At 67.5% G+C, this 21,008-nt stretch carries 13 protein-coding genes; 6 read left to right on the forward strand and 7 right to left on the reverse strand.

Annotated elements, in window-relative coordinates:
- The first annotated feature begins 528 nt into the window (after positions 1–528).
- Both NOV86_RS08715 and NOV86_RS08720 read left to right on the forward strand, forming a co-directional pair.
- Complete coding sequence (locus NOV86_RS08715; RefSeq protein ID WP_368408733.1) at positions 529–1,002, forward strand: HTH domain-containing protein; 474 nt, start codon at positions 529–531, stop codon at positions 1,000–1,002.
- Between the two features lie 83 nt (positions 1,003–1,085).
- Entirely contained in the window at positions 1,086–1,841 is a 756-nt protein-coding gene (locus NOV86_RS08720; RefSeq protein ID WP_267640954.1) for an ABC transporter ATP-binding protein, read from the forward strand.
- Positions 1,842–1,847: 6 nt separating this feature from the next.
- Here the strand turns inward: NOV86_RS08720 and NOV86_RS08725 are convergent, their stop codons facing one another.
- From NOV86_RS08725 to NOV86_RS08755, 7 genes are all read right to left on the reverse strand, one after another.
- Positions 1,848–2,378 (reverse strand): 2'-5' RNA ligase family protein, encoded by a 531-nt coding sequence (locus NOV86_RS08725; protein ID WP_267640955.1) that lies wholly within the window; start codon positions 2,376–2,378, stop codon positions 1,848–1,850.
- Positions 2,379–4,058, reverse strand: coding sequence for an aldehyde ferredoxin oxidoreductase family protein (locus NOV86_RS08730; protein WP_267640956.1), 1,680 nt, complete (start codon positions 4,056–4,058; stop codon positions 2,379–2,381).
- Between the two features lie 94 nt (positions 4,059–4,152).
- Entirely contained in the window at positions 4,153–6,054 is a 1,902-nt protein-coding gene (locus NOV86_RS08735; RefSeq protein ID WP_267640957.1) for a cation:proton antiporter domain-containing protein, read from the reverse strand.
- 89 nt (positions 6,055–6,143) lie between these two features.
- The gene (locus NOV86_RS08740) at positions 6,144–8,117 is read right to left on the reverse strand and encodes an AMP-dependent synthetase/ligase (protein WP_267640958.1); all 1,974 of its coding nucleotides are present in this window, start codon (positions 8,115–8,117) and stop codon (positions 6,144–6,146) included.
- A 78-nt stretch (positions 8,118–8,195) separates the two neighbouring features.
- Entirely contained in the window at positions 8,196–10,151 is a 1,956-nt protein-coding gene (locus NOV86_RS08745; RefSeq protein ID WP_267640959.1) for an AMP-dependent synthetase/ligase, read from the reverse strand.
- A gap of 110 nt (positions 10,152–10,261) precedes the next feature.
- Positions 10,262–16,510, reverse strand: a complete 6,249-nt coding sequence (locus NOV86_RS08750; protein WP_267640960.1) for a PKD domain-containing protein — start codon at positions 16,508–16,510, stop codon at positions 10,262–10,264.
- A 164-nt stretch (positions 16,511–16,674) separates the two neighbouring features.
- Positions 16,675–17,586, reverse strand: a complete 912-nt coding sequence (locus NOV86_RS08755) for an MBL fold metallo-hydrolase (RefSeq protein WP_267640961.1) — start codon at positions 17,584–17,586, stop codon at positions 16,675–16,677.
- 135 nt (positions 17,587–17,721) lie between these two features.
- Here NOV86_RS08755 and serS point away from each other — a divergent pair, with 135 nt between their 5' ends.
- From serS to NOV86_RS08775, 4 genes are all read left to right on the forward strand, one after another.
- The gene (gene serS / locus NOV86_RS08760; RefSeq protein ID WP_267640962.1) at positions 17,722–19,098 is read left to right on the forward strand and encodes a serine--tRNA ligase; all 1,377 of its coding nucleotides are present in this window, start codon (positions 17,722–17,724) and stop codon (positions 19,096–19,098) included.
- Positions 19,099–19,151: 53 nt separating this feature from the next.
- Positions 19,152–19,418, forward strand: coding sequence for an SHOCT domain-containing protein (locus NOV86_RS08765; RefSeq protein ID WP_267640963.1), 267 nt, complete (start codon positions 19,152–19,154; stop codon positions 19,416–19,418).
- 46 nt (positions 19,419–19,464) lie between these two features.
- Positions 19,465–19,731 (forward strand): SHOCT domain-containing protein, encoded by a 267-nt coding sequence (locus NOV86_RS08770; protein WP_267640964.1) that lies wholly within the window; start codon positions 19,465–19,467, stop codon positions 19,729–19,731.
- A 119-nt stretch (positions 19,732–19,850) separates the two neighbouring features.
- A complete protein-coding gene (locus NOV86_RS08775; RefSeq protein WP_267640965.1) occupies positions 19,851–20,993 on the forward strand; it encodes an MBL fold metallo-hydrolase in 1,143 nt (380 codons plus the stop codon).
- The last annotated feature ends 15 nt before the right edge of the window (positions 20,994–21,008 follow it).

Here is a 21,008-nt window from a genome sequence, read left to right on the forward strand (position 1 = left end):
CGATGGATTCGGTGAAGAGGCGCGAAATAGTCAGATAACAGACTGGACGAGGGCCTGATTGGTCTGTGATTGCGCACGAACGAGGAGGGGCCGCAAAACGCCTTCCAGGCCGCTCTGAAGACCGTCTTCCACACTTCCAGAAAGTCGAAGATTGCAGGGTGTGCGCCCCGCAGACACGATTGGCAAAGAACAGGATGGTGGGCAGATAGCTCACCCCTGTAACTGGTCCTGTTTCCGCACCTGTCGGTGATAGCGCACCAGCAGACAGCCGACTGACGTATCTGCGGGCTGTTCCGACGGATGCGAGTAATCACGCGGGCGGACCGTTTCGGCCGGGGCCAACGTCTCGTTAGATGTGGACGAGGTTCCGAGAGGTCCACCTCCAGCGTCGGTGACAGGACCGGCGAAACCGATAGCCTGCGTCGACCTCCCCCGGCGACCGTTCAGGAGAACGTGTCAGCCACGGACTGTGTTAGTTTGTGACACACACCCATACACCTTAGGTTCGTCCGTCCCGTTGGTACAGGCATGACCGGGGAATTTCCGACCGGGACTCGGCTGGAGCTCTGGCTCCGGCCGTCGTGCGAATGGATGTGCAGACACGAGAAGGGCCTCGTCGAGTGTACGAAGGGACTCGCGGACGCTGGCGTCGTCGACGAGGTCCAGGTAGAGCAGTGGGGCAAGTACGCGCCCATCGACCCCGCAGACGCCAGTACCGAGTCCGAGCGAAAGGCGAGCGAGCGACTCGCCGAGTACCGCGAGTGGGCCCGGGACGCGGACGTCGAACTCCACGCGTTCTCGCGGACCGCCGTGCTCACCCGGGGTGGTGACCCGGTGACGATGCAGGTGCTCCCGCTCGTCGCGCTGGCGTCGTACGACGCCGACGGGGAGTTGCTGTGGGTCGTCCCCCACGGACAGGGGTCGGCCGCGGTCAGCGTCACCGAACGGCTGGACGAGCTCGAAGCACTCGCGTCCGAGGACCGCGTGCTGGTCGCGGACTGAGACGCGGCCACGGACAGACGACCGGCCACCTTTTCGAACCGATTCCGCGAAGTTTCTTGACACCGCCGGGTGAATCCGGGCGTATGGCAGTCCCCGCCATCGAGACCGACGGGCTCACCAAGCGCTACGACGGGGAGACCGCCGTCGCCGACCTCGACCTCTCCATCGAGGCCGGGGCGGTGTACGGGTTCCTCGGCCCGAACGGCGCGGGCAAGACGACGACCATGCGGATGCTGACGACGCTCATCCGGCCGACCGCGGGCACCGCCCGGGTCGCCGGCACGCCCGTCACCGACCGCGACGCCGTCACGCCCGACATCGGCTACCTCCCCGAGGAACCGCCGCTGTACGACGAGTTGACCGGCCGCGAGCAGTTGCACTACATGGCCGGCCTGCGGGACATCCCCGACGACGAGGCCGCAGAGCGCATCGACTCTCTGCTCCACCGGTTCGACCTCCACGAGGACGCGAACAAGCGCATCTCCGCCTACTCGAAGGGGATGCGCCAGAAGACCGGCGTCATCCAGGCCGTGCTCCACCGGCCCGACGTGGTGTTCCTCGACGAACCAACCTCGGGGCTGGACCCCCGCGCCGCCCGGACGATGCGCGACACCATCGCCGACCTCGCCGACCAGCGCATGACCGTCTTCCTCTCGACGCACATCCTCCCCGTGGTCGACGAACTCGCCGATACGATCGGCGTCCTCCACGACGGCCGCCTCGTCGCCGAGGGCGCGCCCGAGGAGCTGAAACGCCGCGCCGAGTCGGGCGAAGGCCGGAGCCTCGAAGAGGTGTTCCTCGAGGTCACCACCGAGGTCGAGGAGACGCCGGCGGACTGACCCGTCTCAGAACTCCACGCGCGAGCAGATGCGCGTCTCGCCGTCGTTCGACTCCAGGTGGGCGATGTCCTCGACGCGCATCTCCCAGTCGAACGACCGCTCGGACAGGTACGACACCACGTCGCCGACCAGTTCCGCGTCGAGGCTGTAGTACGCCAGCGTGATGTGCGGGAACCACCGGTCGGGGTGGTAGTAGTGGTCGGCGTGGTCGGCGAAGTCGGTGAGACTCGTCCAGACGCGGTCGTGCAACGCGGCCAGTTTCGGCGACCGCGCCAGTGGGAGGTAGACGACCGGCGCGGCCGTGAACACGCCGATACCGCCGGTGTGGACGGTGAAGGGGTCGACCTCCGGGGTCACCGAGTGCAGGCGCGACTCGACGGTCGTCTTGTCGTACCGCTCCGCGACGTGGTAGGAGATGTGCGGCGGCGGCAGTTCGCCGGCGGGGTCGATGCCGAACTCGGCGTGCAACTCGTCCCAGATGTCGAGGACGCGCTGGTGGTGGTCGTCCGGCAGCGTGGAGATGACCGCGGAGTTCATCTAGTCGTCCGCGGGGGTGTGCCCGGCGACGTGGTCGTCGGGGACGGTGCCGTCGTCGTTCCAGCCGCGGGCCTCGTAGTACTCCGAGAGCGCGGTGTCGAAGTCGGGCAGGTCGTACGGCAGGGTGTCGTCCTCGCGGTCGAAGCCGCGCTGGTTGTTGAAGTGCCGTTCCAGTTCGACGATGCGGGCACCGATGGCGAGCAGGTCGTCGTAGTCCGCCGCCAGCAGTGCCGCGAGCGTCTCGTCGTCGACGAAGTCACGCGAGAACTTGCAGATGACGGCGGAGTCGAGCACCGCGTTGTGGTTCTCCTTCTCGGCGACCTTCGGGCCCTTGCCCTCCAGCCCCTCCTTCGGAAGCGCCTGGTCCTTGCCGACGAGGGGGTACTCCAGCGCGTAGAACTCCGCGTACATGTGGTCGGCGCCGCGGTTCGACGTGGCGAACGCGAGCCCCTGCCCGTTCAGGGTGCGACCGTCGTGCGCGGAGAACTCCATCCCCTTGACCGACCAGTTCTCGACGCCCAGCTCCTCGTGACAGCGCGCGACCCCCTCCGCGAGCGTGTCGCCGATGCCCTCGCGCATCGCTATCTTCTCGACCGTCTCGTGGACCAGCTCGGCGTTCCCGAACTCGTTCTCGCTGGCGAGGTACGCCGAGACCACGTCGCCACAGGAGATGGTGTCCATCCCGTACTCGTCACACAGCTCGTTCGACTGCATCACGTCGACCACGTCGTCGATGCCCGCGTTCGAGCCGAACGCCATCACGGTCTCGTACTCGGGCCCCTCGGTCTCCAGCCCGGACTCCTCGTCCTTCGTCGGGAGCTTGCAGGCGAACGCACAGGCCGAACAGGTGCCCTTCTTGTACTTCTTCTCCTCGACGGCGTCGCCGCCGATGCCGTCGGCCCCCTCGAACGAGAGTTCGGAGAAGTACCGCGTCGGCAGTGCCTCGACGTGGTTCGCGTAGGAGGTGACGCTGGTCGTCCCCTGCCGGCGCATGATGTGGTCGCTGGTCGCGGCCTCGCGGTGGACGTCCATCTGCACGTCCGGGATGGTCACCTCGGGCGAGGCGTCCCCGCCGAAGGTGATTGCCTTCACGTGCTTCGACCCGAGGACGGCACCGAGGCCACCACGGCCGAAGGCACGCGTCTCCGTCGTCATGATGGACGCAAAGCGCACCAGGTTCTCGCCGGCCGGACCGATGCAGGCGATCTGGTCCTCCTCGAGGTCGTGGGTGTCTTGCATGTACGCCGAGACCTCGGAGGTCGTCGCGCCTTCGAGGCTCGAGACCTCCTCGAACTCGACGCCCTCGTCGGTCACGTGGATGGCCAGCAACTCGTCGCTCTGGCCTGTCACCTCGACCGCGGCGTAGCCGGCCCCGGCGAAGTTCCGGGACATGAAGCCACCCGCGTTCGAAGAGAGCAACCCGCCGGTCAGCGGCGAGACGCCGGTACAGCTCATCCGGCCGGTGAACGACATCTGGGACAGCTGCATCGGCCCCGTCGCGAAGAACAGCGAGTTCTCCGGGGCGAACGGGTCCACGTCGAACGGGACGCGGTCGTGGGCGAGTTTCGTCCCCACCCCCCGGCCGCCGATGAAGGATTCGAGGACGTCGTCGACGTCGGTCGTCCGCGTCTCGCGGGTACCGACGTCGACCGTGAGCAGTGGACCGACTGCGTGGTTCATGTTCCCAGATTACGGGCTACTCCCGATAAACGTTGTTGCAGAACCCGCCAGCAGGCGCGACGTCTGACGCCGGAGTGAAAGTGGAGAGAACGGATCAGCCGCTCGGGTTACAGAGGTCCATCGCCTCGCGGACGCCCTCGCGGCGACCCAGCAGGGTGATGCGGTCACCATCCTGCAGCGTGAAGTCCGCGTCGGGGACCTGCGTCTCCCCGTTGCGACTGACCAGCGCGATGAGACAGCCCTCCGGCAGTTCCGGGCCGATCTCGCGGACGGTCCGCCCGACGAACTGGTCGGAGGTGATCTGGATCTCCTGGACGTCACCGGTGCGCCCGATGTGGGTCATCCAGTTCGCGAGCGCGGGGCGTTCGATCTCGTTGTCGATGGCCCACGCGGTCGCCATCGCCGAGGAGATGGTCCGCACGCCGAGGTCCTCGAAGGCCTCGACGTTGTCCGGGTTGTTCGCCCGGGCGATGATGGTGTCGATGTCGAACTTGCTGTTGGCGAGCTGTGCCGCGAGGAGGTTCGCGTCGTCGTCACCGGTGGCTGCCACGAGGATCTTCGCGTTGCCGGCACCCGCCGAACGTAACACGTCCGTGTCGGTGCCGTCGCCCATGTGGACCGTGTAGCCGGCCTCACGAGCGATTTCGACGATCTCGGGGTCCTTCTCGATGATGACGACGTTCTCCCCTCGGTCGTCGAGGCGGGCGGCGAGCTGTCGGCCCACCTTGCCGCCTCCGATCACGAGTACACGCATTGGAATCACGTCGAGTGCTTCTGCTATCTGTCTGGCGAGTCCGGCCTCGAAGACGACCGTCATCAGGATGACGAGGAAGACGGTGCCGACGAGCACGTTGGCACCGGCCTCGTTGTAGATGGGCGAGTCGACGTTCGAGAGTTCGAGCGCGAACAGGGTCGCGACCGACGCCGGGATGATACCGCGGGGGCCGACCAGGCTGATGAACCAGCGTTCCGCCGAGGTGAACCGGTCCCCGGTCGTGCTGAGGAAGACGAGCGCCGGTCGGAGCACGAGCGCGACGACCAGCACCAGCGCGATGCCCTGCCAGCCGAGGTCGAGCAGTTTCTCGAACTCGAGCAACGCGGCGAGGGCGATGAAGACGAACGAGAGCACCAGCAGCGTCACGTCGCCCTTGAACGACTCTATCTGCTCCTCGTAGGGCAGGTCGGCGTTGCCGAGGAGGATGCCGGCGGTCGCCGTCGCCGCGACGCCCGCCTCGGAGTAGATGCTGTTCGCGACCGCGAACGCGACGACAGCCCCCGCCAGGGTGAGCAGTCGCGCGTTCTGTGGGGCGTTGTCCGGCGAGAGGTCGACGTGCCGGAGCAGGTACCAGACCACCCCCGCGACGATGAGCCCGACGAGCACGCCGGTCCCGAGTCGCTCGGCGAACAGCCGGACGTACTCGGAGACGCCCGGTTCCTGCACCCGGAACGTCTCGAAGATGACGACCGCGAGGATGGCCGCGGTCACGTCGTTGACGATACCCTCGGTCTCGAGGACCGCCTCGACGCGGTCGCGCACCGCGACCACCTCGAGGATGGGCGTGACGACCGTCGGCCCGGTCGCGACCAGCAGTGACCCGACGAGGAACGAGATGCCCCACGACGCGTCGAGCAGGTAGTGGACGGAGATGGCCGTGCCGACGAACGAGATGGCCGCGCCGAGGGTGACGAGCCGGAACGTCGCCGACGGCGCCTCGCCGAGCTTGTCGAGTTTGAGGTGGAACGCGCCCTCGAAGACGATGATGGCGACCGCGAAGCCGACGATGGCCGACAGGGGGGTCGGCCCACCGAACGTCTCTAACTCGACCAGTCCCAGCACCTCCGGGCCGACGAGGATGCCGGTGATGATGAGGAACAGGACGCTCGGCACGCGGAACCGGTCGCCGAGGACCTGGGCGACGACGCCCAGTGCGAGAATCAGTGCGACGAGTGCGAGCAGGCTGCTGCTCCCGCCTGCAGCCGCTGCAAGGGCTACCACGACACGTCACCTCGGGTGTCCGCCATGTGGACGGGACGAAGAACGCCTGTAGTATAAACGACCCGTTTGCGGTCGGTCGGTTCCGCCAGTCAGTCGTCCGAACGAGACGTTCCGGCCGCTTTTGCCTCCTCGTAGATATCGAAGACGAAGTCCTCGTAGCGCTCCCGGATCGCACCGCGTTTCTTCTTCATCGTCGGCGTCAGCATGCCGTTCTCCTCGGTGAACTCCTCGGGAACGAGGCGGAACTCCTTGATCTGCTCGTGGGGCTCGAAGCGCTCGTTGACCCGGTCGACCTCCGCCTGGACCAGGTCGCGGACCTCGGGCTGGCGACAGACCGCCTTCAGGTCGTCGGGCAGGTCGGTGTCGACCGCCTCGCGCAGCGCCTCGAAGTTCGGGACGACGAGCGCCGAGATGAACTTCTCACCGTCACCGAGGACGAGCACCTGCTCGATGATACGGACCGAGGCGAAGGCGTCCTCGATGGGCGCCGGCGCGACGTTCTTCCCGGTCGAGAGCACGAGCAGCTGCTTGGCGCGCTCGCGGAAGACGAGGTAGCCGTCGGGCCGCTTCTGGACGATGTCGCCGGTCCGGAAGTAGCCGTCGTCGGTGAACGCCTTCTCGGTCTCCTCGGGCTTGTTCCAGTAGCCGTCGGTGACGTTCGGCCCCTTGATGAGCAACTCGCCGAAGGTGCCGAGCGCGTCGGTGAACTTGCCCTCGGGGACGACCGTCGTGTCGATCTCCGTCTCCATGTCGTGGACGACCGGCCCGATGGTGCCGATCTTCGGCTCCTCCGGCGGGTTGGTCGAGACGACCGGGGCCGCCTCGGTGAGGCCGTACCCCTCGTAGATGGGCAGGCCCATCCCGTGGTAGAGGGTACACAGTTCGTCGGAGAGCGTGCCACCGCCACTGATGAGGAAGTCGATGTTGCCGCCGAGGGCCTGGCGCACGTCGCTGAACACGAGTCTGTCCGCGAGCCAGTAGCGGGCCTTCAGCAGGGCGCCGGGGCGGTCCGCGCGGTAGTAGTCGCGGCTGACCTCGGTCGCCCAGTTGAACACGCGCTCTTTGAACGACGACTCCTCGGCCTGCTCGCGGATGGCGTCGTATATCTTCTCGTACACCCGCGGGACGCTCGTCGCCGTGGTCGGCTCGACGGCCTGGAAGTCGTCCTTGAGGGTGTCGACGCTCTCGGCGTAGGCGACGCAGGCGCCGGCACCGAACTGCAGGAAGTGCCCGGTCAGGCGCTCGAAGACGTGTGCCAGGGGCAGGTACGAGACGGTCTGGGTGCTCTCGTCGACCATCGGCGCGCTGGCCGGCTTGCCCGGTCGCGGCCCGTAGCGTCGGTAGCACTGGTTGACGTTCGTCCGGAAGTTCCGGTGGGTGAGCTTGACGCCCTTGGGCTGGCCCGTGGTCCCGGAGGTGTACACCAGGCTCGCGAGGTCGTCCATCGCGACGTCGTCGATCCACCCCTGGTACTCGTCCTCGTCGAAGCGCTGCTTGCCCTGCTCGTACACGTCCGCGAGCGTGTAGATGCCGTCGCGGTCCGCGTACTCCGCCGAGAGCGAGTCCATCGAGATGATGAACCGGGTGTCGAGCGCGTCGACGACCTCGAGGACGCGCTCCAGGAGCGCCTCGTTCTGGACGACCACGCCGGTCGCGCCGGGGTCGCCCAGCAGGTACTGTATCTGCTCCGGCGAGGACGACTTGTACACCGTCGTCACGGTCGCGCCGGCGGCCAGCAGCGCGAAGTCACACTGCGCCCACTCCATCCGTGTGTCGGAGAACATCCCGACACGCTGGCCGTGTTGCAGGCCGAGCGCCCGGAACCCGGCCGCCAGGCGCCGGACGATGTCCCGCATCTCGCCGTACGTCAGCGTCGCGAACTCACCGTCTGGTGCCGGGTCGATGGCGTCGGTCGTCGCCAGGGCCCGGTCGTGGACCCCGCCCTTGTACTGCTGTGCCGACCTCTCTGCGTGTCGCCCTGCGCTCTCCTCGAACATCCGTGGCAGGGTGTTCTCGACGAGTACCTCGTCCGAGAACTCCCGTTCTGCCTCCCGCCAATCCATAGTCTGGCACCATACACACGGTACACACCATAATAGTTTATGGCAGATTCGTGTGTTTACACCGGTTTATCGGGTCGGTCAGTCCTCGGCGTAGAGGGCCGCGATCTCGTCCTCGTAGCGCTCCATGATGTTCCGACGCTTCTTCTTCATCGTCGGCGTCAGCATGTCGTTCTCCTCGGTGAACTCCTCGGGGACGAGCCGGAAGTCCTTGATCTGCTCGTGCCTCTCGAAGTTCTGGTTGAGCCGGTCGACCTCCTCTTGGATGGTCTCCCGGACGAACTCGTGGGCGCACATCGCGCCGGGGTTCTCCGGCAGGTCGACGTCCGCCTCCGCGGCGAGCGTCCGGAGTCGCTCGGAGTTCGGGACGATGATGGCCCCGACGAACTTCTCGCCGTCGCCGACGACCATGCACTGCTCGACGACCTGCGACGACGCGAAGGCGTCCTCGATGGGCGCCGGCGCGACGTTCTTCCCCGTCGAGAGCACGAGCAACTGCTTCGAGCGCTCGCGGAACTCGAGGTAGCCGTCCTCGCGCTGGTGGACGATGTCGCCGGTGCGGAACCAGCGCTCGCCGTCGTCGTCCTCGACGAACGCCCGGCGCGTCTCGCCGGGTTTCTCCCAGTAGCCCTGCGTCACCGTCTCGCCCTTGACGAGCAACTCGCCGACCGTGCCGGGGTCGTCCGCGAACGGCTCCTGGTCGATGGCGCTCTCGTCCACCTTCACCTCGACGCCCGGCAGCGGCGGCCCGATGGTGCCGATCTTCGGCTCCTCCGGCGGGTTGACGCTGACGACCGGCGAGGTCTCCGTGAGCCCGTATCCCTCGAGGATGGGCAGGCCCATCCCGTGGTAGAGCGAACAGAGTTCGGCCGAGAGCGACCCACCGCCGCTGAGGAGGTAGTCGACGTTCCCGCCGAGGGCGTCGCGCACCTTCTTGAACACGAGGCGGTCGGCGACGGCCGCCTTCGCCCGGAGCGCCACGCCCGGGTTCTCCGTCTCGTGGTACTCCTTGCCCACGTCGGTCGCCCACTCGAAGATCTTCAGGCGGAACTCCGACTCGGAGGCCTGCTCGCGGATGGCGTCGTATATCTTCTCGTACACCCGCGGGACGCTGGTCGCCGCGTTGGGCCTGACGAGCGCGAAGTCGGCGCGCAGGGTGTCGGGGCTCTCGGCGTACCCGACCGCCGCCCCCGAGGCGAACATGATGAAGTGCCCCGCGGTGCGCTCGAAGACGTGCGCCAGTGGGAGGTACGAGACGCTACGCGTGTTCTCGTCGATGACCGGGGTATCGCCCTTGTCCGGGCGCGGGCCGTACCGCTTGCGGATCTGGTTCACGTTCGCCCGGAAGTTCCCGTGGGTGAGCTGGACGCCCTTGGGCTGGCCCGTGGTCCCGGAGGTGTAGATGAGGCTCGCGAGGTCGTCCCACCCGCGCTCGTCGACCCACTCCTGGTAGGCGTCCACGTCGAACACCTCCGCGCCGCGGTCGTGGACCTCGTTCAGCGTGTAGATGTCCTCGCGGTCGTGGAACCCCTCGATCCAGTCCATCACCACGATGAACTCCAGGTCGAGGTCGTCCTCGACCTCCAGCACCCGGTTCATCGCGTCGGCGTTCTCGACGACCACTCCCTCGGCGTCCGGGTCGTCGAGCAGGTACCGGACCTGCTCCTTCGACGACCCCGAGTAGACGGTCGTCACGACCGCACCGGCCGCCAGCAGCGCGAAGTCACACTGCGCCCACTCCATCCGTGTGTTCGCGAACAGCCCCACGCGGTCGCCCGGGCCGACGCCGAGGTCGCGGAACCCCGCCGCGAGGTTGCGGACGATGGACTGCATGTCGGTGTAGCTGATGGCCCGGAACTCCTCGTCGGGGACCTCCGGGAGCACCGACCGCGTCAGCGACCGGTCGTACACGCCACCCTTGTAGAGCTGTGCCGGCCGGTCGTCGTACCGGTCGGCGGCCTCCTCGAACATCCGGGCGAGGTTCGTTCGCCCGATGACCTCGTCGTCGTACTCCCGCTCCGCGTCCTGCCAGTTCATATCACACCCAAGCAGGCCAAAGAGAATAAAAACCTATGAACTTTCGGTCGGTTTCAACCCTGTCGCCCGGAGGGCGGCAGGGCTGACCTCGCTGCCGGGTCGCGAGCGCCTCAGGCTCGCCGCCGTGCGAGCACGACCGTGAACACGACCGCCAGCAGCGCGGCGACCGGTCCGAAGCCGGGGATGGCGTCGCTGTCATCCTCGCCGTCGCCACCACTCGCGGTCGGGGTCGCCCCCGCCGCAGTCGTGGTCGTCTCGGACGGGTCGGCCGCCGCCGTGGTGGTCGGCGGCTGGTCGTCGGTCGTCGCGGTCGTCGTGGAGTGACTCGTCGTGGTCGCTCCGCCGTTCTTCGCGACGGTCACCGTCCTGGACTCGATCGTGTCGGGGCTCACCCGGTGCGTGCCGGTCTCCTCGAACCGGTAGGTGAACTGGACGGTCCGTTCGGTCCCCTGCAGCACCGCCAGCCGCTTGCCCTCGACGAGGTCGCCGTCGACGTACAGCGCCGGCGTGATGGTCTTCGTCTCGTCGGCCGTGTTCGAGACGGTGACCGTCATCGTCACCTGCTCGCCGGGCGCGACCGTCGACTCCGAGAGCGACCAGTCGCTGATTTTGACGGTGCCGGCCGGGCCGTCGCCCTGGCCGACACCGCCACCACCGCCAGCACCACCGCCGCCGGTGTTGGTCTGCTCCGGTTCGACCGTGACCGTCACCGTGTCGGTCGCGAGCGTCGGGTCGTCGTCGGTCACGTCGAGGCGGAAGGTGACCGTCTCCGCCGAGGAGACGCTCGGTGCGGTGAACGTCGGCATGGACACGTTCCGGTCAGAGAGCGTGACGTTGAGCCCCGCGGTCCGCGTCCAGTTGTACTGGAGCGTGTCGTTGTCGGGGTCGTCGGAGTTGTTCCCGAGGAGCGTCACCGTGTCGCCCTCCGTGACGGTCTGGTTCGCCCCGGCGTCGGCGACCGGCAGGCTGTTGGAGACGTTCAGGGTCGTCGTCGCCTGGTCGGTGTTACCGCCGCGGTCCACGACCGTGACCGTCACGGTGTAGGTGCCGTCGACGGGCGGGGTGCGGTTGACCGTCGCGTTGGTCGTGGTCGCGTCGACGCTACCGTCACCGTCCCAGTCCCACCGGAACTCGGCGAGCTGGTCGTTGTCGGTGGCGTTCGAGGCGTTGAACTCGACCGTGTCGGTCGCCTTCAGGTCCGTCGCGGACCCGTTCGGACTCACCGAGAGAGCCGCGGTCGGTGCGACCGCGTCGGTCACGTTGACCCGGAGCGTCGCGGTGTCTTCGTTCCCGCTGGCGTCGACGGCCGTGACCGTCACGGTCCGGTTCGCGGGCGCGGTGAACGTGTGGTTCTGCGTCGCGTCGGTCGTGTTCGCCTCCGCCGTTCCGTCGCCGTCCCAGTCCCACAGGATGGAGACGATGGTGCCGGCGTCGGTCGTCTTCGTGGCGTCGAACGCGACCGTCGCGTCCGAGAGCGTCACGTCCGTCCGGTTCGCCGTGAGTGCGGCCGCCGGGGCCGTCGTGTCCTCGACGGTCACGTCGAGGGTCGCACTCGCGTTGTTCCCGCTCGCGTCCTCGGCGGTCACCTCGACGGTGTGCGTGCCGAGCGCGGTGTACGTGTGCGTGGTGGTCGGACTGCTCGTCGTGGACTCGACGGTGCCGTCACCGTCGACGTCCCAGTGGAACGTCGCCACCTCGTCGTTGTCGGTGGTCCCCGAGGCGTCGAGTGCCACCGTCGCGTCGCCGAGTTCGAGCGTCGTCGCGTTGGCGGTCAGGCTCGTCGTCGGCGCCGTCGTGTCCTCGACCGTCAGGCTCGTGCTGGCGGTCGCGTTGTTCCCGGACGGGTCGGTCACCGTCACCGTCGGCGTCATCGCGCCGAGGGTCTCGTACGTGTAGGTGGTCGTCGCGTCGGTCGTGTTCGCCTCGACCGTGCCGTCGCCATCGACGTCCCACTCGTAGTAGACGATCTCGTGGTTGTCGCTCGCGCCACCGGCGTCGAAGGCGACCGTGGTCGCGTTCACCTCGGGCGTCGTGTCGCTGACGCCGAGTGTGGCGGTCGGGTCGATCTGGTCGACGACCGTCACGTCGACCGCGTCGGTGCCCTCGTTTCCGGCGGCGTCGACGGCGGTGACGGCGACGGTGTGGGTCCCGAGTGTGTCGAACGTGACGACCTGCGAGACGCCCTCGGTGTCACCGTCCTCGCCGGTGACGTTCCAGGTATAGGAGACGATGCCACCCTCGTCGGTCGAGTTCGCTGCGTCGACCTGAACCGACCCGGAGACGTTCACCGTCGTCCGGTTGGCGAAGACGGCCGCCGCCGGGGCGCGCGTGTCGGAGACGTCGATGGTCGCGAGGTCGACCGTCCTCGCGTTCCCGGCGTCGTCGACGACCCGGACCACCGGCGTCAGGTTCCCGGTCGTCTCGAAGACGTGGGTGGTCGTCGCTGCGGTGGTGTTCGCCTCGTAGGTGCCGTCACCGTCGTAGTCCCACTCGTAGTAGGCGATGCCGTACTCGTCGGTGGTGTTCGAGGCGTCGAAGTCCACGGTCGTGACGTTCAGTTCTGCCTGGCTCCGGTTGACGGTCACCGAGACGCTCGGAGCCTTCCGGTCGACGACCGTGACGGTCTTCGTCACCGTGTCGGTCTGGCCCGCGCTGTCCGTGACGGTCAGCGAGGCGGTGTACTCGCCCAGTTCGTCGAAGGTGTGCTCGACGGTCCGGGCGCTGTAACTCGTCCCGTTGACGGACCACTGGAAGTCGTCCAGCCCGAAGTTGTCCGAGGAGGACGTCCCGTTGAACTCGATGGGCTGGCCGACCTGCACCGTCGGGCTGTCGTCGTACCGCGGGACGGTGAAGAAGTCTGCCGTCGGCGGGGTGTCGGTGACGACCGTGGCGTTGAACACGGTCGTCTTCGCGACGCTACCGTTGTCGGTCTCGGCCCGGACGGCGACGTGGATGGGGCCCTTCGACCCGAGCCGGGTCCCGGCCTCCGCGGTGAAGTTGGCAGAGTAGATGTAGTCGGTCCACTTCGTGTCGGGCGACGCCTCGACCCACTCACCGTTCGGGTTGATGCCGTTCTCGGTGAACGGTACCGTGTCGACGGAGTCGTTGGCGAGGAAGATGCGAACCTCGGTCACGTTGCTCTCGCCGCCGATGTCGTACGCGTGGGCGAGGACCTCGATGGTCCCCGCACCGACGGTGCTGTTCGGCGTCTGGTTACCGAACCAGATGTCTGGAATCTCCGGGGGTGTCGTGTCGGACTGGTTCGTCGCCGAGACCGACGCGACGGTCTTCGTCGACTGGGTCATCTGCTCGTTCCGGGCGACGATGCTGATCTCGTACGGGTCACCCGGACCGATGGGGACCGCGGTGGAGAAGTCTGAAGCGGGCTCCTCGGCGGTCCAGACGGTGCTTCCGTCGACCGAGATCGTCATGTTGTCGGCGGCCGTGTCGTTGTACCGCAGCAGGGACCCGCCCAGTTGCGTCCTCGCCCACACCTCGAGCTCGCCGCCGTCGATATCCGGATAGAACCGGGTCGTGTACGGGTGCTCGTTCACGAGGCCCGCGTGCGTGTAGTCGGATTCACGTGGGTACAGCGACCGCTCGAGCGTCCAGTTCCCGTCGCCGCTCTCCGAGACGGTGACGTGGTACTGTTCGAGCAGCGGCGAGAGGTAGAAGGTCTGGCGGAGGCGGTCACCGACGTCCCCGGAGTGTACGACGTTGCTGGTGAAGTAGCCCGCCTCGTACTCCGCCTGATGCTCGATGGTGAAGTTCCGCGTCGACTCGGTCCGGCGGTACCGGAACTCCTGTTCGTGCAGTCGCGTCAGATTCACGTCGAACTCGACGGGGCCGGAGATGCCCTGGACCTGGTTGAGCAGCCGGTAGACGCGCGGGACGTCCAGCGTCTCGTTGCCCGCACCGGAGTCGGGGTACAGCAGGTGGTCGACGGTGACGTTCACGTCGTCGTTCGTACTGACCCGCACCGTCGTGGTATCGGGACCGGGCACACTGTCGCTCCCGGACACCCCCGTGATGGACATCGGATAGCCGTAGGTTGCCCAGGAGCGAGAGTATCCACTCGTCCCGTAGTAGAGCGGTGCCTTCTTCACCGCCTCGACGTGGATCATCCGCTTCACCAGCGGCTTGTCCGCGTCCGGAATCGCCGAGGTGTTCAGCGAGAGCGTCGTCGTGTTGGCCTCGTCGAGCGTGATGGTCGTGCTTCCGTCGATAGTCACCTCGCGGACGACCACGATGGGTTGCCCGGTATCCTCGTCGACACCGGTCGTCATGAGGTTGTACTCGCCCGGTTCGACGATGCCGTAGGAGTGACTGTCGCTGGTGAGCGTGGTCAGCCCCATCTGGAAGCGATGCTGGAGCTGGTGGCTCTCGTTGGTGAACAGCCACAGAGCGTCGCCTGTGACATTGCTCCCGCCGAGCCCCTGCTTCTCGACGGTGACGTTGTACGCCCGGACGAACCCGAACGCCGCGGTGTACTCGTTGTCGTCGAGCGAGAGCCGACCGGAGTAGAGGTCGGCCGGGAGGCTCGTATCGACCGTGAGCTCGATGTCAGCGGACTCGTTCGGGCCGAGCGTCAGGGGGTTCGAGACGTTCGTCCAGACCGATGCGTTCGCGTCGGTCCCGGTCCGGACGCCGGTCGCGCTCGCGGTGACGTTGAACGTCTCCGACTGGTCACCGAAGTTGGTGACCGTGACCGTCCGGGTGACCGTCGTGTTCTCGCTGTAGGCGCCGAAGTCGACCGTGCTGGGCGTGACGACCGCACCGGGGTCGACCGCGTCGGTCGCGTTGACCAGGCCGGTCCCCTGCCCGTAGACGTTGTCGTGGTCGGCGGGGTCGAGTGGGTCCGCGGTCGAGCCGATGACGCTTCGCAGGCGCTCGACCGAGTAGTTCGCGTTGTTCTCCTCGACGAGCGCGGCGATGCCGGAGACGACCGGCGTCGACATGCTGGTCCCGGAGAGCGAGTGGTAATCCGCTTCGGACTTCCAGTTGGTGTTCGCGCTCATCACGTTCGAACCCGGCGCGACCACGTCGGGCTTCAGGAAGAAGCCGCCGTTGGTCGGCCCGAGCGAGGAGAAGGCGCTCAGGTTGCCGGTCTTGTCGGTCGAACCGACGGTGAACGCGTCGTCGAGCGTGCCCGGACTCCCGACGGTCCCGTACCCGACCCGGCCATCGTTGCCGGCCGAGATGACGACCATCGTCCCGTTGTTCACCGCGTACTGGACCGCGTCGCGGTAGATGTCGTTCGAGCGAACCTGGTAGTTCGGACCGCCGATACTGATACTGATGACGTCGGCGTCGTTGTCGGTCGCCCACTTGATGCCGCTGATGATGGCGGAGGAGGGACAACCGGTGTCACAGACGCGGCCGTCGAGCAGCGTGACGTTCGGGGCCATCCCGACGTAGCTGCTGTTGCTGGTCCCGTCACCGGCGATGATGCCGGCGACGTGGGTCCCGTGGCCGTCCGGGTCCTCCTCGGAAGCGGCGGTGAAGTTCTTCTCCAGGGCGACCTGGTCGATGTCCGGGTGTGACTCGTTGATACCCGTGTCGAGCACCGCCACCCGTACGCCCTCGCCGGAGACGTCGAACTGCTGGCGAGCGCTCGCCGCGTTCGTCCGGTTCGCGGCCTCGTCGAGCGCGAGGTCGTAGCGCACGTCCAGCGAGACGCGCTCGACGCTGTCGGCCGACGCGAGGTCGGTGTAGGCTGCGCCCGCGCCGTCCTTGGCGACGGTCGCGGACTGCATCGACGGCGTCGAAAGCGTCTCGGTCGTCGTGACCGCCGAGGTGCTGGCGAGGACGTCGCCGGTGCTGGTCTGGCCCGGCCGGAACTCGACCGGTTCGGTCTCGACGATGACCGGGAGCGAGGACGTGTTCGCGTCGTCGAGTCCCTGCGAGAGGAGCAGGTCGACGTTGAACAGGTCCATGTCGAACCGGGAGTAGTCCACCCCAGTCGGGAGGACGTACGTCCCCTGTGGCGTCCGGACCGTCTGGACCGGCTGGTCACCCGAGACGCGGTACTGTCGGGTGCCGTTGCGCTCGGTCACGTGGACCGTCTGCCCGGTCACCAGCGTCACGGCTGTCTCGTTCGCCGTTGCACTCGACTGGGCCGGTGCCGTATCCGTCGGCGTCGACGACTCGTTCGCCGGTGCCGCCGCCAGACCGGCAGTGTCCCCACCATGCTGCGTCGGCGAACTCGTCGAAGCAGAGAGACCCGTCGCCGACTGGGCAACAGAACTCGATTCGGGCTGGGCGCCGACCGCGAGTGGTGCGGCGACCATCCCGAGCACTACCATCACCGTCAGTACGGCTGCGAGCCCCGGTCGCAGCCGTCGTGCATCCCATCGCATACGTTAGTGAGTTGAAACTCTGCTGTAAGTCTCCTAACTATATCAGATATAATCTTCGGTTCGAATAGCAATCAAACAAGGCCAAAGGGTGACGGAGAGAGAACTGGTCTGGTGGTGGATATCTCGAAAACAGAGTCGACCAGTACAGGAACTACTGCTGCCGGTCAGTTGCCAGTCCTGTCCAGGTACTGCAACACGCCCCGGACGTTCATCGCCGTCTCACCGCGGGCCTTCTCCTCGCCCCACACCTCGCCCATCTCGGTGTCCTCGACGAAGTGCGCGACGACCGCCTCGTCGTCCTCGAGTTCCTCGCGCATCTCCGCGACGCTGGCGACCCACGCCTCCAGCTGGGCCTCGTACTCGGTGAGCCGGCTCTCGGTCGGGGCCGGGCCGAAGTGCGGGTACAGCAGGGTCGACGGGTCGATGGCGCGGAGCTTCTCCACGTCGTCGATGGCCTGTTCGAGGTCGAACTGCGGCGGCGGCGTGGTCTCGCGGACGCTGTCGAACGTCGGTACGTAGATACCGGCCGCGTCCGCGGTGAACACCGCGTCGTTGGTCGGGTCGTAGAAGACGTGCTGGTGCGGGGCGTGACCGGGGGCGTGGGTCGCGTGCAGCGAGTGGTCGCCGAGCCTGACGACGTCGCCGTCGGCGAGTTCCCGCACCCGGTCCTCGGGCACCGGTTTCGGTTCGGTGTACCACTTGATCTGGTCGCCGACCGCGCCCTTCGTCCCCTCCCAGAGCCTGGACGGGTCGACGATGTGGCGGGCGCCGCGCTCGTGGACGGCGACGGTCGCGTTCGGGCACGCCTCGGCGAGGTAGCCCGCCCCGCCCGCGTGGTCGAGGTGGACGTGCGTGGGCACGAGGTACTCCACGTCGCCCGGCGCGATGTCCAGCGCGTCGAGCGCGTCGAGGATGCGCTCGTAGTTCGTCCCGATGCCGGTGTCCACGATGGCCACCTGCTCGGCGTCGAGGATGTAGACGGCGCCGTACTCGTCGGTGTCGTACATCCCCGTATCGACGTAGTAGAGGTCTGTACACTCTCCTGTCGTGACTTCTCGAGGGTCGCCTGGAGCCATGTGTAGAGACGCGCGCGGTACGGGCAAAAAGATTCAGTCGGGAGGGGCAAGCAGTGTGGTTCGGTACCGTCCCTGTGCCACGCCTGACCACGGTTCCGATACGGTTTTCCCGGCCCCTCGTGAAGGATTCGGCAAATGCTTGACCGCCGGTACATCCGAGAGAATCCGGAGGAGGTCCGCGAGAGTCTCGACCAGCGAGGCTACGACGTCGACCTCGACGAGATCCTCGATATGGACGAGGAGTGGCGCGAACTGAAGGCCAGGGGCGACGAACTCCGCCACGAGCGCAACACGGTGAGCCAGAAGATCGGCCAGCTCAAACAGGAGGGGAAGGACGAGGAGGCTCAGGAGGCCATCGAGCGCTCGAGCGAACTCAAGGAGGAGCTCGAGGACATCGAAGACCGCGCCGACGAACTCGACGCGGAACTCGACGAGCGCCTGCTCGAGATTCCCCAGGTCCCCCACGAGTCGGTCCCCGTCGGCGAGGACGAGGCCGACAACGTCGAGGAGGAGCGCTGGGGCTTCGACGACCTGCGCGACCTGCCCGCGGAGGTCACGCCGCACTACGACCTCGGCGAGGACCTCGACATCATCGACGAGGCGCGCGGTGCGAAGACCACCGGCGCCGGCTTCTACTTCCTCAAGGGCGACGGGGCACGCCTCGAGCACGCGCTCATCCAGTTCATGCTCGACGTCCACCGCGAGCAGGACTACGTCGACGTGTTCCCGCCGGTCCCGGTGAAGTCGACCTCGATGCGTGGCACCGGCCAGCTGCCGAAGTTCAACGAGGACGCCTACCGCATCGGCGGCGACGAGTTCGACGACTACGACGACGACGACCTCTGGCTCTGTCCCACCGCGGAGGTCCCGGTGACGAACATGTACCGCGACGACATCCTCCTGCGCGAGGACCTTCCCCTCAAGCACCAGGCGTACACGCCGAACTTCCGGCGCGAGGCCGGCGAGCACGGGACCGAGACCCGCGGCATCGTCCGCGTCCACCAGTTCAACAAGGTCGAACTCGTCAACTTCGTCGAGCCGGAGGGGAGCTACGACCGGCTCGAGACGCTGGTCGACGAGGCCGCCGAGGTGCTCGAACGCCTCGGACTCCCGTACCGCGTGTTGAACCTCTGCACCGGCGACCTCACCTTCGCCAGCGCGAAGACCTACGACCTCGAGGTGTGGGCCCCCGGCACCGACAGCGACGAGGGCCCGGAGGACCTCGGTGGGCGCTGGCTCGAGGTGTCGAGCGCGTCGAACTTCGAGGACTTCCAGGCGCGGCGGGCCGGCATCCGCTACCGCCGCGAGCACCACGAGAGCGCGGAGTACCTCCACACGCTCAACGCCTCGGGCACCGCGGTCGGCCGCGTGATGGTCGCTATCCTCGAGTACTACCAGAACGAGGACGGCACCGTCACCGTCCCCGAGGCCCTGCGCCCGTACATGGGCGGCACCGAGGTCATCGAGGGCCACGAGAAGGTCGGCGAGAGCGCCCTCGGCACGGGCGAGTAGGTCCCTGAGCACTCCGGGCGTCCGCCTTTCCCGTTGCGGCCCGTTCTCTGGGTATGTCCCCTGCCCTGGCCAGTCACGGCGCCGGGTTGTCGCCCGCGTTCCTCGGCGGCATCGGCGCCCCCGAACTCCTCGTGTTGCTCCTGCTGGTCGCGCTCCCGGTGGGTATCGTCCTCGCACTGGTCGTCGCCATTCGTGGCCTCACCGGCGGCCGGCGACAGGACCCCGCGCTCGAATCGCTCCGGCTCGCCTACGCAAGGGGCGACCTCTCCCGGAGCGAGTACGAGGAGCGCCTGCACGTGCTCGAACAGGACCGGCGCTGACCCCACAGAAAGTTGATTCGGCAGGAGGCCGAAGTGCAACCTACCGATGGTCCTCGCACTCGACACCCTCGCCGCGGCCGGCCCCCTGTTCGTGGGTGGTATCGGCGGTCCGGAGATACTGGTCATCCTCCTCGTGTTCGGCCTCCCGGCCGTCCTCGTCCTCATCGCGGCCGGGCTCGGCCGCGAAGTGCTGACCGGGGCGAACGAGGACTCCGCACTCGAAGCGCTCCGGGAGGAGTACGCCCGCGGGGAGATCGACCGCGAGGAGTACGAGGAGCGCCGCGACGTGCTGGTCGACGAGGGCCGGGACTGAGGACTCCACGCTTCTGCCTGCTCCCTGTACCCGCCGCCGGCTCGCTCACCCCACGGCCGAGCACAATATTGCCAAGGCTGGACATTTTTCTGCGGGACGCCGTTACCGCCAGACGAGTCATGATCCAGCACCTCTCCCCCGAGACGTTCCGCGACATGCAGGACTCCGAGAACACCTACGCGCTCATCGACACCCGCGGTCCGGAGAGCTACGAGTCGTGGCACGTTCCGGGCGCGGTGAACCACCCGTTCGGGCCCGACGAGGACCTCGAGGAGGCGGAGCGTCGGGAACTCGACCGGAAGACGACCGACACGGACACCGCGGTCACCATCTGCGCGAAGGGTATCACCTCCGAGACACTGGCCGAGGAACTGGACGACACGGACGCCTTCGACGACGTGTACGCGGTCGAGGACGGCATGCGCGGCTGGAGCCAGGTGTACGACGTGGCGCCGGTCCGGACCGGCGACCCCGAGATATACCAGGTCCAGCGCCGCGCGAAGGGCTGTCTCGGCTACGTCGTCGGCTCCGACGGCGAGGCCGCAGTCGTCGACCCCACCCGGAACACCGAGGTCTTCCGGACCGTCGCGGAGAACGCCGGCCTCGAGGTCACCCACGTCCTCGACACCCACGTCCACGCCGACCACCTCTCCGGCGGCCGCGACCTCGCCGACGAACTCGGCGTGCCCTACCACCTCGGTTCGGGGGCGCAGGAACGCGGGGTCGAGTACGAGTACGAGCCACTGGACCACGGCGACACCATCACCGTCGGCGACACCACCATCGAGGCGCTGCACACGCCCGGGCACACGTCCGAACTGCTCAGCTACCGTGTCGAGGACGAGGCGGTCATGACCGCCGACACCCTGTTCGTCGACTCGACCGGCCGGACCGAACTGGAGTTCGACGCGGACGCCGGTCGGGAGGGCGCCCGACAGCTCTACGAGTCACTCTCGGACGTGCTCCTCACCCTCCCCGACGACGTCACCGTCCTGCCGGGACACGTCACCGTCGAGGAGGACGGGACCTTCGCCTCCGGCGTCCCGGGCGAGGCGGTCACGACCACCATCGGCGGTGCCAAGGACGCCATCGACGTGCTCGACGTAGACGAGGCGTCCTTCGTCGAGACCCAGGTCGAGAACCTGCCCGAGAAACCCCCGAACTACGAGACGATCATCGACGTGAACCGCGGGAAGGCCACCGTCGACGACGAGGAGCGCGCGGTCGACCTCGAACTCGGGCCGAACAACTGCGCCGCCTGACGGGACGGGAACGCA

Origin of the sequence: Haloarchaeobius amylolyticus (assembly GCF_026616195.1) — an archaeon.
GTDB classification, from domain to species: Archaea; Halobacteriota; Halobacteria; order Halobacteriales; family Natrialbaceae; genus Haloarchaeobius; species Haloarchaeobius amylolyticus.